16 protein-coding genes are annotated in these 14,175 nt (G+C 69.8%); 15 read left to right on the plus strand and 1 reads right to left on the minus strand.

What is annotated here, in order from left to right; translation table 11 throughout:
- Positions 1-34: 34 nt before the first annotated feature.
- The gene (gene hypF / locus CHC08_RS24580) at positions 35-2,371 is read right to left on the minus strand and encodes a carbamoyltransferase HypF (protein ID WP_245878536.1); all 2,337 of its coding nucleotides are present in this window, start codon (positions 2,369-2,371) and stop codon (positions 35-37) included.
- Positions 2,372-2,652: 281 nt separating this feature from the next.
- On the opposite strand from hypF, the gene CHC08_RS24585 reads away from it, so the two are divergent.
- From CHC08_RS24585 to hypE, 15 genes are all read left to right on the plus strand, one after another.
- Positions 2,653-3,255, plus strand: coding sequence for a D-sedoheptulose-7-phosphate isomerase (locus tag CHC08_RS24585; RefSeq protein ID WP_245878537.1), 603 nt, complete (start codon positions 2,653-2,655; stop codon positions 3,253-3,255).
- Positions 3,252-3,485, plus strand: a complete 234-nt coding sequence (locus tag CHC08_RS24590) for a HypC/HybG/HupF family hydrogenase formation chaperone (protein ID WP_089209725.1) — start codon at positions 3,252-3,254, stop codon at positions 3,483-3,485. The genes CHC08_RS24585 and CHC08_RS24590 overlap by 4 nt, the downstream gene beginning before the upstream one ends.
- The gene (locus CHC08_RS24595) at positions 3,472-4,167 is read left to right on the plus strand and encodes a D-sedoheptulose-7-phosphate isomerase (protein ID WP_089209726.1); all 696 of its coding nucleotides are present in this window, start codon (positions 3,472-3,474) and stop codon (positions 4,165-4,167) included. Before CHC08_RS24590 ends, CHC08_RS24595 begins: the two co-directional genes overlap by 14 nt.
- A gap of 82 nt (positions 4,168-4,249) precedes the next feature.
- A complete protein-coding gene (locus CHC08_RS24600) occupies positions 4,250-5,326 on the plus strand; it encodes an NADH-quinone oxidoreductase subunit B family protein (RefSeq protein ID WP_089209727.1) in 1,077 nt (358 codons plus the stop codon).
- Between the two features lie 25 nt (positions 5,327-5,351).
- Positions 5,352-7,160 carry a nickel-dependent hydrogenase large subunit gene (locus CHC08_RS24605; protein WP_218825450.1) on the plus strand — a complete coding sequence of 603 codons (1,809 nt, stop codon included), beginning with the start codon at positions 5,352-5,354 and terminating at the stop codon, positions 7,158-7,160.
- A gap of 58 nt (positions 7,161-7,218) precedes the next feature.
- Entirely contained in the window at positions 7,219-7,779 is a 561-nt protein-coding gene (locus CHC08_RS24610; protein WP_089209728.1) for a NifU family protein, read from the plus strand.
- Positions 7,776-8,408: a DUF5947 family protein gene (locus CHC08_RS24615; protein ID WP_089209729.1), complete on the plus strand. Its 633-nt coding sequence runs from the start codon at positions 7,776-7,778 to the stop codon at positions 8,406-8,408. Before CHC08_RS24610 ends, CHC08_RS24615 begins: the two co-directional genes overlap by 4 nt.
- Entirely contained in the window at positions 8,401-9,033 is a 633-nt protein-coding gene (locus tag CHC08_RS24620; protein WP_089209730.1) for a DUF6084 family protein, read from the plus strand. Before CHC08_RS24615 ends, CHC08_RS24620 begins: the two co-directional genes overlap by 8 nt.
- On the plus strand, positions 9,030-10,376 hold the full coding sequence (locus CHC08_RS24625) for a hypothetical protein (RefSeq protein WP_089209731.1): 1,347 nt from the start codon (positions 9,030-9,032) through the stop codon (positions 10,374-10,376). Before CHC08_RS24620 ends, CHC08_RS24625 begins: the two co-directional genes overlap by 4 nt.
- A complete protein-coding gene (locus CHC08_RS24630) occupies positions 10,373-10,876 on the plus strand; it encodes a hydrogenase maturation protease (protein WP_089209732.1) in 504 nt (167 codons plus the stop codon). Before CHC08_RS24625 ends, CHC08_RS24630 begins: the two co-directional genes overlap by 4 nt.
- The gene (locus CHC08_RS52975; protein ID WP_371783957.1) at positions 10,870-10,974 is read left to right on the plus strand and encodes a DUF6893 family small protein; all 105 of its coding nucleotides are present in this window, start codon (positions 10,870-10,872) and stop codon (positions 10,972-10,974) included. Before CHC08_RS24630 ends, CHC08_RS52975 begins: the two co-directional genes overlap by 7 nt.
- Before the next feature lie 251 nt (positions 10,975-11,225).
- Positions 11,226-11,579 (plus strand): hydrogenase maturation nickel metallochaperone HypA/HybF, encoded by a 354-nt coding sequence (locus CHC08_RS24635; protein WP_245878546.1) that lies wholly within the window; start codon positions 11,226-11,228, stop codon positions 11,577-11,579.
- Positions 11,527-11,805, plus strand: coding sequence for a HypC/HybG/HupF family hydrogenase formation chaperone (locus CHC08_RS24640; RefSeq protein ID WP_089209734.1), 279 nt, complete (start codon positions 11,527-11,529; stop codon positions 11,803-11,805). The genes CHC08_RS24635 and CHC08_RS24640 overlap by 53 nt, the downstream gene beginning before the upstream one ends.
- A 6-nt stretch (positions 11,806-11,811) precedes the next feature.
- Positions 11,812-12,939: a hydrogenase formation protein HypD gene (gene hypD / locus CHC08_RS24645; RefSeq protein WP_089209735.1), complete on the plus strand. Its 1,128-nt coding sequence runs from the start codon at positions 11,812-11,814 to the stop codon at positions 12,937-12,939.
- Complete coding sequence (gene hypE, locus CHC08_RS24650) at positions 12,936-14,150, plus strand: hydrogenase expression/formation protein HypE (RefSeq protein ID WP_275937202.1); 1,215 nt, start codon at positions 12,936-12,938, stop codon at positions 14,148-14,150. Before hypD ends, hypE begins: the two co-directional genes overlap by 4 nt.
- The last annotated feature ends 25 nt before the right edge of the window (positions 14,151-14,175 follow it).

A 14,175-nucleotide genomic window follows, 5' to 3' on the forward strand; every position in this document is an offset into this window, starting at 1 on the left:
CCCCCGGTCGCCGGCCCGGATCGGGTCACGCGCGTCAGAGCAGGCCGAGTGCGTCGCGTGCCGCCGCCACGGCGGCCTGGCCCAGGCTGATGCCACCGTCGTTGGGGGGAACCGTACGGTGGGTCAGGACCCGGAAGTCCCGCCGCCGAAGCGCCCTGACGAGCCCGTCCAGCAGCAGCAGGTTCTGGAAGACCCCGCCTGACAGGGCGACCGTGCCGATGCCGGTGCTCTCGCGCAGCCGTACGCACGCCTCGGCGGTGGCGGCGGCGAGCCCGTTGTGGAAGCGGGCGGAGACGAGCTCCGGGCCGGCCCCGCCGCGCATGTCCTCGACGACCGCCCGGACGAGGTCGGCGGCCTGGATCGTCACCAGCGACCCGTCGTCGAGGAGCCGGGCGGGGTAGGCGCCCTTCTCGGCCGGATCGGCCCGCTGTTCGAGCGCGATCGCGGCCTGCCCCTCGTAGCCGGCGATGTCACGGAGTCCGGTGATCGCCGCGACCGCGTCGAACAGCCGACCGGCGCTGGAGGTGAGGGGAGAGTTCACCCCGGACCTGGCCACGGCCACCACGTCGTCCCAGCGGCGGTGGTTGCGGGACCTGACCGGGAGGTCGTCGGGGGGCGCGCCGTCGTAGGCCGCGTCCAGGTGCGCGGCGGCCATCCGCCAGGGTTGCCTGATCGCCGCCGTGCCGCCGGGCAGCGGCACCGGCGACAGGCGCCCGGAACGGGTGAAGCCCGTGAGATCGGCCACGAGGAGCTCGCCGCCCCAGATGGTGCCGTCGGTGCCGTAGCCCAGGCCGTCGAAGGCCACTCCGATGACGGGCCCGGTCTCCTGGTTGTCGGCGAGGCAGGAGGCGATGTGCGCGTGGTGGTGCTGGACCCCCGCCAGGTCCACCCCGCCCGTGTCCTGGGCGTCGTGGGCGTACTTGGTGGAGAGGTATTCGGGGTGGAGGTCATGCGCGACCAGTTGCGGCGTGATGTCGAACAGGCGCCGGAAATGGTCGACGCCGTCGGCGAAGGAGCGCAGCGTCTCGTAGTTCTCGAGATCGCCGATGTGGTGGGAGAGGAAGGCCCGGTCCTCCCTGACGAGGCAGAAGGTGCTCTTCAGCTCCGCACCGCACGCGAGTACGGCCCGCCGTACAGGCTGGGAGAGCCTCAGGGGCTGGGGCGCGTATCCCCGCGATCTCCGCAGCGGAAGCCCCCTCCCCCGTACCGGGAGGATCACCGAGTCGTCGGTGCGGACGTGGATCGGGCGGTCATGCGTGAGGAAGCCGTCCGCGATGCCCGAGAGACGGCTGTACGCGTCGCCGTCCCGGTGGGCGATGGGCTCGTCGGAGAGGTTGCCGCTGGTGAGGACGTACGGCCCGGCGAACCGGTGGGCGAGCAGGTGGTGCACGGGCGTGTAGGGCAGCAGGAGCCCGAGGCGGCGGTCGCCCGGCGCCACGGACTCCGCCATCGCGGCGCCGGGCCGCCGGGGCAGCAGCACAATCGGGCGCTGGGGGCCGGTGAGCAGCCGTTCGGCGTCGCCGTCCAGCTCGCACAGCGCTCGCGCGGTGTCGAGGTCGCCGACCATGACGGCGAACGGCCTGTCCTCGCGACGCTTGCGTGCGCGGAGGTTCCGCGCGGCCTCCTCGTTCGCGGCGTCGACCGCCAGGTGATATCCGCCGAGACCCTTGACCGCCAGAATGCCGCCCGACCGCAGAAGCTCTGCCGCCGACGTGATCGGATCACCGGCCGGTGATCCGTCTTCGGCCCGGCTGCGGACGTCGAGCAGCCGCAGCGTCGGGCCGCAGGCCGGGCAGCAGATCGGCTGGGCGTGGAATCTGCGGTCCCGCGGATCGAGGTATTCGCGCTCGCACTCCCCGCACATGGTGAACGCGGCCATCGTCGTGGCCGGCCGGTCATAGGGGACGTCCCGGATGATGGTGAATCTCGGCCCGCAGTTGGTGCAGGTGATGAAGGCATGGCGGTACCGGCGGTCGTCCGGGTCGAACAACTCGGTCAGGCAGTCAGCACATGTCGCGACATCAGGCGAGATCAGGGTGGCCCTTCCGGCTCCCTCCCGGCTGTCCGCGATATGGAACCCGTGGTCCCCTCGCGCCGGTATCACGGTGGCGGTGATCCGATGGATCGCCGCCAGCGGGGGCGCCTGGTCCCGCAGGTCCTCCTGGAAGCGTGCGACGTCATCCGGGGTGCCCTCGGCCTCGATGAACACGCCCCGGCCGTCGTTGCCCACCCATCCGGACAGCGCCAGCCGCAGGGCCAGAGAGTGGACGTGCGGACGGAATCCCACCCCCTGAACGATGCCCTCGACGCTGACCCTGATCCGAATCCGCGTCGAAACCTGGGCCTGCGTCCGCGTCCGCCCGATGCTCACGCCGCCGCCCTGATCCGGATCCAGGCCCGGGGCCGCCCGATGCTCACGCCGCCGTCCGGATCCAGGTCCGGGGTCGCGTCCGTCCGATGCTCACGCCGCCATCCTGTCCGTGCCCGGCATGCCGTCACCGGCGGGCACGCACGGTCTGGGCGAGAAGGTGATGTCCATGATCAGAGCTTTACCGCTGATTGTGAAGTCAAGGGTGTTCCGCCTGAAACAACTCACCGTAACCTGACGACTACCGTAAATAACGGAGCGTCAGCATGTCTGCCATATCGACCATGAAACCAGCGGTCAGCGAAGCCTTCGCTCGCCGGGACCGCGCCGGCCGCGCCCTCGCGGACGACGCGGAGCGCATCGCGCGAGCGTGCCAGGAGATGGCCGTGCTGTTCCGTCTCGGCGGAAAGCTGATCGTCTTCGGCAACGGCGGCGGAGGCACGGACGCGGCCCACATCGCGGTCGAGTTCATGCACCCGGTCATCGTGGGTAAGCGGGCGCTGCCCGCGGTGGCGTTGAGCAACGACGCCGCGACGGTCAGCGGGGTGGGCAACGACGAGGGGCTCGCCGAGGTCTTCGCCCATCAGGTGCGCCACTGGGCGGACACCTCCGACATGGCGCTGGGGATCTCCCGCGACGGCCGGTGCGCGAACGTCCTGCGGGGCCTGGAGACCGCCAAGGACCAAGGCCTGTTCACCCTCGCCCTGATCGGCGGAGACGGGGGCGCCCTCGCGCGCAGCCCGGCGGTCGACCACGTCCTGGTCGCCGGCTCGGACGACCCCGCCGTGGTCAAGGAGATCCACGTGACCATCTATCACCTTCTGTGGGAGCTGGTCCACGTGTTCTTCGACCAGACCGGCCCGCTCTCCGGCGAGACGCCCGGATGACCGGGCCCGCGGACTGTTCCGCCGATGTGTGCGTCACCTGCTCCGACGAGGCCGTGCCGATGACGGTGATCCGGCTGATGGACCCGGACCTGGCGATCGCCCGTGCGGACGGGCTTCCCGAGGAGATCAGCGTGGCGCTGGTCGACGCGTCGGTGGGTGACACCGTCCTGGTGCACGCCAAGGAGGCCATCGCCGTGATCTCGCGGGGAAGCGGTGATGAGCGTGCTTGAGGAGTCGCCGTCCGACGGGATAGGGGGGCTCTACCCCTTCCTCTACGCGGGCCGGGCCGATATGGACTCGGCACTGGCGGAGGCCAACAGGTCCACCGCGGAGAAGGCGGCCGAGATCGTACGGTTGCGCCGGCGGATGGCCGAGGAGTCGGGGGCCGAGCTCGCCGAGTGCGCCGAGGAGATGGCTCTCCGGTTCACCTCGGGCGGGAGGCTGTTCACGTTCGGCAACGGCGGCAGCAGCACCGACGCCCAGGAGGTGGCCACCACCTTCCTGCACCCCTCCCACGGCCGGCCCCTGCCCGCTCTCTCCCTGACCAGCGACGTCGCCGTGGTCACCGCGCTCTCCAACGACGTGGGGTTCGAGGTCGTCTTCGCGCGGCAGCTCGCGGCCCTGGCGCGGCCCGGAGACATCGCCTTCGGCCTGTCGACGAGCGGGGGCTCCTGCAACGTCGTCCAGGCGTTCGAGGAGGCGGCGCACCGGGGCATGCTCACCGTCGGCCTGGCCGGCGACCAGGGCGGCAGGCTGGCCGAGCTCGACCTTCTCGACTACCTGTTCATCGTCCCCTCCTCGTCCGTGCACCGGATCCAGGAGGCGCAGACGACGGTCTACCACGTGCTCTGGGAGCTCACCCAGCACGCGCTCGACTCGATATCCGTCCCACGGGGCCACCGCTCTGGGTGAAGGGAAGCGCCATGATCCGTACGGCACAGACCCCCCACACCGATCACGTCCCATCGACATCGACGAGGAGTGGGGAGGCGGCATGACGGCGACGACGCGGTCGGCGAGCGGCGGACCACAGGGGCAGGAAGAGCCGGTCGTCCACATTCTGTGGATCAATGCCGGGCTGAGTTGTGACGGGGACTCCGTCGCATTGACCGCGGCGATGCAGCCGAGCATCGAGGACATCGTGCTGGGCACGCTTCCGGGACTGCCCAAGGTGGCGGTGCACTGGCCGCTGATCGACTTCGAGTCCGGGCCGATGCAGGGCGCGGACGTGTTCATCGAGTGGTTCTTCAAGGCCGCCCGCGGGGAGCTGGACCCGTTCGTGCTGGTGGTGGAGGGCTCGATCCCGAACGAGTCGATCAAGCAGGAGGGCTACTGGTGCGGGTTCGGGAACAACCCGGAGACCGGGCAGCCGATGACCACCAGTGAGTGGCTGGACCGGCTGGCGCCCAAGGCGACCGCCGTACTGGCGGTCGGCACCTGCGCCACCTACGGCGGGATCCACGCGATGGCGGGCAATCCGACCGGGGCGATGGGAGTGGCGGACTACCTGGGCTGGGACTGGCGCTCCACGGCGGGGCTGCCGATCGTCAACGTGCCCGGGTGCCCGATCCAGCCGGACAACCTGTCGGAGACGATCCTGTACCTGCTGTACCAGCTCGCCGGGCAGGCGCCGATGATTCCACTGGACGAGGCGTTACGCCCGACGTGGCTGTTCGGCCAGACCGTGCACGAGGGCTGCGACCGGGCCGGCTACTACGAGCAGGGGCAGTTCGCCACCGAGTACGGCTCTCCCAAGTGCCTGGTGAAGATCGGCTGCTGGGGGCCGGTGGTCAAGTGCAACGTGCCCAAGCGCGGGTGGATGAACGGAATCGGCGGCTGCCCGAACGTGGGCGGGATCTGCATCGCGTGCACGATGCCCGGCTTCCCGGACAAGTTCATGCCGTTCATGGACGAGCCGCCCGGAGCGCGGATATCGGCGACGGTCAGCGGCGGCTACGGCGCCGTGGTGCGTGCGCTGCGCGGCATCACCCTCCACACCGTGGACAAGGAGCCGAAGTGGCGTGCCAAGGGGCGCGAACTCCTCACCGGATACACCGCACCGTGGCGCTGAGCCGCGGCCTCGAAGGGAAGTTGATGTGAAGACCTCACCGAAACCGCAGCGGGGCGGGCCGGGCGAGCAGCCGAGCGAACTGGTGGAGATGGCCTGGGACCCGATCACCCGGATCGTGGGCAGCCTCGGCATTTACGCAAAGATCGACTTCAAGAACCGGCGGGTGGCCGAGTGTTACAGCACCTCGTCGATCTTCCGCGGCTACAGCATCTTCATGAAGGGCAAGGATCCGCGCGACGCCCATTTCATCACCAGCCGGATCTGCGGGATCTGCGGTGACAACCACGCCACGTGCTCGGTCTACGCCCAGAACATGGCCTACGACGTCCGGCCTCCGGCCCTCGCGGAGTGGATCCTGAACCTCGGCGAGGCGGCCGAGTACATGTTCGACCACAACATCTACCAGGAGAACCTGGTCGGGGTCGACTACTGCGAGAAGATGGTCCGCGAGACCAACCCCGGCGTGCTGACGCTGGCCGAGCGCACCGAGGCGCCGCACGCGGCCGACCACGGATATGCGACCATCGCCGACATCATGCGCTCGCTGAACCCGCTGGAGGGCGAGTTCTACCGCGAGGCGCTGCAGGTCTCCCGGCTGACCCGGGAGATGTTCTGCCTGATGGAGGGCAGGCACGTGCATCCCTCCACCCTGTATCCGGGTGGGGTGGGCACGGTCGCGACGGTGCAGCTGTTCACCGACTACCTGACCCGGCTGATGCGCTACGTGGAGTTCATGAAACGGGTCGTGCCGATGCACGACGACCTGTTCGACTTCTTCTACGAGGCCCTGCCCGGCTATGAGGAGGTCGGCCGGCGCCGGGTGCTGCTGGGCTGCTGGGGCAGCTTCCAGGATCCCGAGCACTGCGACTTCACCTACCGGAACATGAGCTCCTGGGGTCGCGAGATGTTCGTCACCCCCGGGGTGGTCGTCGACGGCCGGCTCGTCACCAGCGACCTGGTCGACATCAACCTCGGCATCCGGATCCTGCTGGGCAGCTCCTACTACGACGACTGGCAGAACCAGGAGCCGTTCGTCACCCACGACCCCCTGGGCAACCCGGTCGACATGCGCCATCCGTGGAACCAGCACACCATCCCGCACCCGCAGAAACGCGACTTCACCGACAAGTACAGCTGGGTCATGTCCCCGCGCTGGTTCGACGGCAAGGACATGCTCGCGCTGGACACCGGTGGCGGGCCGATCGCCCGGCTGTGGTCCACCGCGCTGTCGGGGAAGGTCGACATCGGCTACGTCAGGGCCACCGGCCACAGCGTGGAGATCAACCTGCCGAAGAGCGCCACCCTGCCGGAGAAATCCTTCGAGTGGAAGATCCCCCAGCACAACGGTCAGCCGCTGTCCAACGCGCTGGAGCGCAACCGGGCCCGCACCTACTTCCAGGCCTACGCGGCGGCGTGCGCGCTGTACTTCGTCGAGCAGGGACTGGCCGAGGTGCGCGCGGGACGCACCCAGACCTGGTCGCCGTTCACCGTTCCGGACGAGGCGATCAGCTGCGGGTTCACCGAGGCGGTCCGCGGCGTGCTGTCGCACCACATGGTGATCAAGAACGGCAAGATCGCCAACTACCATCCGTACCCGCCCACACCGTGGAACGCCAGCGTCCGCGACGTCAACGGGGTGCCGGGGCCGTACGAGGACGCGGTGCAGAACACCCCGATCTTCGAGGAGAACCCGCCGGAGACCTTCAAGGGCATCGACATCATGCGCACCGTGCGCAGCTTCGACCCTTGCCTGCCCTGCGGGGTCCACATGTATCTCGGCGACGGCCAGGAACTCCGCAAGCTGCACAGCCCGCATGCCTTCAACGCCACGTGATCGATCGGCCGCCGGGGAGCCGTCCGCTCCCCTACGGCCGGGAAAGGGGGCCGGGCAGATGCCGCCAGCCCATGATGTCCAAGCCACCGGGAGTCGCGTCGAGGCGCTGATCTCCGAACTCGGCACGCTGACCGACCCCGCGGCGCGTGCCAAGGCCGAGGAGCTCGTCCGGGTTCTCGTCGAGTTGTACGGCGCGGGCCTCGAACGCGTCGTGGAGATCGTCACCGAGGCCGAGGACGCGAAGGTGCTCCGCCGCCTCGTCGGCGATCCCCTCGTGTCGGGCCTGCTCGTGCTGCACGACCTGCACCCGCTGAGTACGGCCGAGCGCGTCCGTGAGGCGCTCGACACGGTGCGGCCCCTCCTCGGGCTGCACGAGGGCGGGGTGGAGCTCCTCGACGTGGACGAGTCCGGGGTCGTACGGCTGCGCCTGCGGGGCACCTGCCACGGCTGCTCCTCCTCGCAGACCACCGTCACGGACGCCATCGAACGCGCCGTCGTCGCCGCCGCGCCGGAGGTGTCCCGGGTGGACGTCGAGGGAGTGGTCGACGACCGGGCGCCGCTGCTGCAGATCCGGCACCGCCCGCCCGGCTCGTGCCCGGTGCCGGAGGCGGTCTCATGACGGCCGCCGGGCTGCGCCGCTTCCTGGAGCCGCAGAAGCCTGACGTGGCGCGGTGCGAGATGTGCGCCGAGCCGACCGGCACCGAGCACGGCCACGTGGTCAACGTCGAGAGCCGGGCGCTCCTGTGCACGTGCCGGAGCTGCTACCTGTTGTTCACCCATGAGGCGGGGGCTCAGAGGCGTTACCGCTCGGTGCCGGAGCGCCACCTCTACGACCCGGCGTTCCGGCTGTCCCAGGCGACCTGGGACGAGCTCCAGATTCCGGTCCGCACGGCGTTCTTCTTCCGCAACTCCACGCTCGACCAGACGGTGGCCCTCTACCCGAGCCCCGCGGGAGCCACCGAGTCCCTTCTCCCGCTGGACACCTGGGAACGCGTCCTGGCGGACAACCCGGCGATGGCCGATGCCCGGCCGGACGTCGAGGCGCTCCTGGTGGACCGCCGCCCCGAGGGCGGTTTCGCCTGTCACCTGGTGCCGATCGACGCCTGCTACGAGCTCGTCGGCCTGGTGCGGCTGCACTGGAAGGGCTTCGACGGCGGCCAGGAGGCGTGGAAGGCCATCGAGGACTTCTTCACCGGGTTGCGCCGGCGCAGCGACCTCGTGCCGCCCGGAGGCGACGACCGTGGATGAGATCGGATTCACCTGTGTGGGCGTGCGGGCGGAGGCCTACGCGGCCTTCCCGACGCTGGTCTTCCGGCTGCGCATCACCGAGCCCTCTCCCGAAGGGGTGCACGCCATCGGGCTGCGGTGCCAGATCCGGATCGAACCGCACCTCAGACGGTACGGCCCCGACGAGGTGGAACTGCTCGGCGACCTGTTCGGAGACCCCTCCCGGTGGGGCGACACGCTGAAGCCCCTGCAGTTCGCCAATCTTTCGATCATGGTCCCGGCCTTCACCGGAACCACCGAGGTCGACGTGCCGGTGCCCTGCAGCTACGACCTGGAGGTGGCGGCGGGCAAATACTTCGCCGCGCTGGACGACGGCGAGATTCCGCTGCTCCTGCTCTTCAGCGGCACCGTGTTCTCCAGGGCGGAGCGCGGCTTCTCCGTGGGGCAGGTGCCGTGGCACTGCGAGACCAGGCACCGGTTGCCCGCGGCTGTCTGGCGGGAGCTGATGGACCGCTACTTCCCCGATTCGGGGTGGCTGCGGCTGCGCCGCGACACGCTGCGGGATCTGCACCGGTTCAAGTACGAACGCGCCCTGGCGACCTGGGACGAGGCACTGGAACTACTGCTCAAGGAGACCCGGGGATGACCGTGCCGATGGAGATCGCCCGGAAGGTGGCCGACGCGGTGCTCTACGAGGGCTACCTGCTCTACCCCTACCGGGCCTCGGCGGCCAAGAACCGGGTCCGCTGGCAGTTCGGGGTGCTCGTGCCTCCGGGGTTCACCGCCACCTCCGAGCCCTCGGCGAGCCTGACCGAGTGTCTCCTGGAGGGAGCCGGGGAGGCCGTGGCGCACCTGCGGCTGCGCTTCCTCCACGTCAACACGCGGAGCGTCGAGCGCGCCGAGGGCGACGGCTGGCAGCCGGTCCACGAGCTGAGGAGCGGCGAGGCGACCTACCTCACCTTCGACGAGGCGACCGAGCGCGAGGTGGAGGCCACGATCCCCGTCCTCGACCTGCTCGACGCCGAGCAGACGGTCGAGGTGCTCATCCCCGGAGACCACTCGACCAGGCAGATCGTGGCGCCGTCCGGCGAGGTGGAGGGTCGCGTCATCTCCGAGCACCTGCCGGTGCACGCGGCGCTCAGGGTGGGCGCCGAGCCGGTGGCGGGGCCGTACGGCCTGATCAAGCTGCGGGTCCGGGTGGAGAACATCGACCCCTGGGATCCGCTGGACGCACCGCGAGAGCAGGCACTGCGGCGTTCGCTGATCTCGGCGCACCTGCTCATCGGCGTGAACGGCGGGGCCTTCGTCTCCCTGCTCGATCCGCCGGAGTGGGCCCGGCCGTCCGTGGAGACCTGCCGCAACGAGAACACCTGGCCCGTCCTCGTCGGCGAGCCCGGGCACCGCGACGTGGTGCTGTCCTCGCCGATCATCCTGTACGACCACCCGGACATCGCGCCGGAGAGTCCGGGCGACCTGTTCGACGCGACGGAGATGGACGAGATGCTCCATCTGCGCACGCTCACCCTCACCGACGAGGAGAGACGGGAGGCCCGGGCGACCGACCCCCGGGCGTCCGAACTGATCGACATGGTCGGCGATCTGCCGTCCGAGATGGTGGAGCGGCTCCACGGCGTGATCCGCTATCTGGGCGCGCCCGCGCAGGAGGTCCGCACGCCCTGGTGGGATCCGGGGGCCGACCCCACGGTGTCGCCGGACACCGACAGCGTGATCGTTTCAGGGGTTGAGGTCGCGAAGGGCAGCCGGGTCCGGCTCGCCCCGGGCAAGCGGCGCGCCGACGCCCACGACATGTTCCTGGCGGGCAGAACCGCCCAGGTGGAGGCGGTGCTCCTCGACCTCGACGGAGCCCTGCACCTGGCCGTCACCCTGGAGGAGGACCCGGGGGCCGACCTGCACCGGTCGCACGGGCGCTTCCTCTATTTCGCCCCGGACGAGGTCGAGCCGCTGGGCACCGAGGAGGTCCTGACATGAAAATCCTGGTGGCGGGGGTCGGAAACGTCTTCCTGAGCGACGACGGCTTCGGCGTCGCGGTGGTCAAGCGCCTGGCGGACGCCGACCTTCCCGACGACGTCACGGTCGCCGACTTCGGCATCCGCGGCATCCACCTCGCCTACGAGCTCACCGGCGGCGCGTACGACTCCGTGATCCTCGTGGACGCCGTGTCGCGGCACAGCCCGCCCGGCACGCTGTACGTGCTCAAACCGCTGACGAGTGGCTGCGCCGCGTCCTTCGTCGACGCCCACGACATGACGCCCGAGATGGTGCTGGCGCTGGCGGGCACGCTCGGCGGCGAGACCGGCCGGGTCCTGCTCGTCGGGTGCGAACCCGCCGACATCTCCCCCGGCATGGAGCTGAGCGCGCCGGTGGCGGAAGCCGTCGACGCGGCGGCGGAGCTGGTCCTCGAACTGATCGACCAGCAGATCGCGACGGCGCTCGCCCCGGCGAGCCACGAGGAGGAACCCGCATGGTGAAACGTCTGATGGCCACGGCGGCACTGGTGGGGCTGGCGGTGCTGGTCTACCAGTCGATTCCCGACATCAAGCGCTATCTGAAGATCAGAAAGATGTGACGGCGCCGGCGTCACGGACCCTCCTCGCAGGGGTCGCGGCGCGCGGCCCGGTGAGATCGGCCGAACACGAGCGGCTCGGCCGCGTCGGCTCGGCTCGGCTCGGCTCGGCTCGGCGAGATCGAATCGGCGAGGCCGGCTCGATGAGAACAGCTCGGTGAAATCGGCTCAGCGACTCCGCTCAGCCACGTCAGCAGAATGAGGTGAAGTCAGTCGTGCACGAATTCGGGATCGCCGAGGCGATTCTCACCGCGGTGGAGAAGCGGGCGGCCGGCCGGCGGGTACAGCGAGCGCGGGTACAGGCAGGCGCCCTGCTCCGCATCACGGAACCCGCGATAAACCACGCGTTCGCCATGGTCGCCGAAGGGTCGCTGGCCGAGGGCGCGCAGGTCGAACTGGTCGTGGTCCCGGTCAGCCTGACCTGCCGGTCCTGCGAGCAGACGACCACGTCCGTCGACCCCTTCGCCGTCTGCCCCGGATGCGGCGGCACCGATATCGACAGCGAGGGCGGCGACGATCTCGTCCTCGAATCCATCCAGATGGCGGAGGCCACTCATGTGCCTGGGAATTCCCGGCGAGATCGTGGAAATCCTGTCCGACCGTCCTGATCTGGCCATGGTCGATGTCTGCGGGGTGAAGCGGGCGATCAACATCGGCCTGCTGGAGGGCGAATCCGTCCTGCCCGGCGACTGGATCCTCATCCACGTCGGGTTCGCGCTGTCGAAGATCGACGAGGTGGAGGCCAAGGCGGCGCTCGACTTCCTGGAGAGCATCGGGCAGGCGTACGAGGACGAGATAGAGGCCCTCCGTGAATCCATGATCGAGGAGGGGTGAGATCCGGTGCGCTTCGTCGATGAGTACCGTGACGCCGAGAAGGCCCGGACGCTGGCCCCACGGATCGCCGCCCTGTGCGAGCCGGGTCGTGCCTACAAGTTCATGGAGGTGTGCGGCGGGCACACCCACACGATCTACAAGCACGGGCTGGAGGACTACCTGCCCGAGGCGGTCACGCTGGTGCACGGCCCCGGCTGTCCCGTCTGCGTGATCCCCATGGGCCGGGTGGACGACGCCATCCACATCGCCGGGCAGCCAGACGTGATCATGACCTCGTTCGGCGACATGATGCGCGTTCCCGGGGGGAACGGATCCTTCCTCGACGCCAAGGCGCGGGGCGCCGACATCCGCATGGTCTACTCCCCGCTGGACGCCCTGAAGATCGCCCGGCAGAATCCCGGCAAGCGCGTGGTCTTCATGGCGATCGGCTTCGAGACCACCGCCCCCTCGACGGCGATGACCGTCCTGCGCGCGGAGGCCGAGGGGATCACCAACTTCTCGATCTTCTGCAACCACGTGACGATCATTCCCGCGATCAAGGCGATCCTGGACTCTCCGGACCTGCGCCTCGACGGGTTCATCGGGCCGGGCCACGTCTCCACCGTGATCGGTTGCCGGCCGTACGAGTTCATCGCGCGCGACTACGGCAAGCCCCTGGTGGTGGCCGGTTTCGAGCCGCTTGACGTGCTGCACACGGTCTACCGGATCCTCGTGCAGCTGGCCGGCGGCCGGGCCGAGATCGACAACCAGTACGCCCGGGTGGTCCCGTGGGACGGCAACCTCAAGGCTCTGCGCGTCATCAACGAGGTGATGGAGCTGCGCCCGTACTTCGAATGGCGCGGGCTGGGGTTCATCTCGCAGTCGGCGCTCCGGGTCTCGGAGCGGTACGCCGCCTTCGACGCCGAACGGATCTTCCGGATTCCCGGCGGCCGGGTGGCCGATCCCAAGGCATGCCAGTGCGGCGAGGTGCTCAAGGGGGTGCTCAAGCCCTGGGAGTGCAAGGTGTTCGGTACCGCGTGCACTCCGGAGACGCCGATCGGCACGTGCATGGTGTCGTCCGAAGGGGCGTGCGCGGCCTACTACAACTTCGGCCGGTTCTCGCGCGAGCGCGTCAAGGAGGCGACCCAGAGGTGAGCGTCGAGGAGGAGGCCACCGGCCGGGTGGAGACCGCTACGCGGGAGGCCCCGGAGCGGATCAGGTCCACGGACCGCGAACCGCAGCCCCCGGACCTGATCCGGGCTCCGGATCCGGTTCGGCCTGCCGACCCGATCCAGACTCCGGCGAGCCGCGAGCAGCAGGTCCTGGACCGGATCGAGCGGGTACGCCACCGCAAGGCCCGGGTGCGGGAGGACCGCATCACCCTCGCGCACGGCGCGGGCGGCAAGGCCACGCACACCCTGATCGAGGCGGTGTTCCTGGAGGCCTTCCGCAACCCGCTGCTGGAGCCCCTGGAGGACGGCGCGGTCGTCGACGGGCTCGCCTTCACCACCGACTCGTACGTGGTGACGCCGCTGTTCTTCCCGGGGGGCGACATCGGCGACCTCGCGGTCAACGGCACCGTCAACGACCTGGCGATGTGCGGGGCGCGCCCCCGCTACCTGTCGGCCGGATTCATCCTCGAAGAAGGCTTTCCCGTCGCCGACCTGCGGCGCATCACCGCCTCCATGGCGGCGGCGGCGCGGGCGGCGGACGTGTGGATCGTCACCGGCGACACCAAGGTCGTGGAGAGAGGCAAGGCCGACGGCTGCTACATCACCACCTCGGGCGTCGGGACGCTGGACCGGCCTGCCCGGCTGAGCGCCGCCGCCGCCCTGCCGGGAGACGTGGTCATCGTGTCCGGGCCGATCGGCGAGCACGGCATCACGATCATGCTTGCCCGGGGGGAGCTCGACATCGAAGCCGATCTCACCTCGGACACCGCGCCGCTCAACGCCCTGACCCGCGTGCTGCTGGACGCCTGCGGCGACGGGGGGGTGCGCTGCCTCCGGGACGCCACCCGCGGCGGGGTCGCGACAATCGTCAACGAGATAGCGGAGGCCTCGAAGGTCGCCGTCGTGCTGAAAGAGGACGCGATCCCGGTACGCCCCGCCGTACGTGGGGCATGTGAACTGTTGGGGATCGATCCGCTCTACGTCGCCTGCGAGGGCCGGATGGTCGCGGTGGTGGCCGAGCAGTCCGCCGAGGTCGCGCTGGCCGCTCTGCGCTCCCATCCGCTCGGCGCGGACGCGGCCGTCATCGGACGGATCGGTGACGACCCGCCGGAGCTGGTCCTGCTGAAGACCTCCTTCGGAGGCACCCGCATCGTCGACCTGCTGGTCGGCGACCCGCTGCCGAGAATCTGCTGAGAATCCGTCAATCCGATGAGGTGCT

The organism is Streptosporangium subroseum, assembly GCF_900188345.1.
GTDB lineage: Bacteria > Actinomycetota > Actinomycetes > Streptosporangiales > Streptosporangiaceae > Streptosporangium > Streptosporangium subroseum.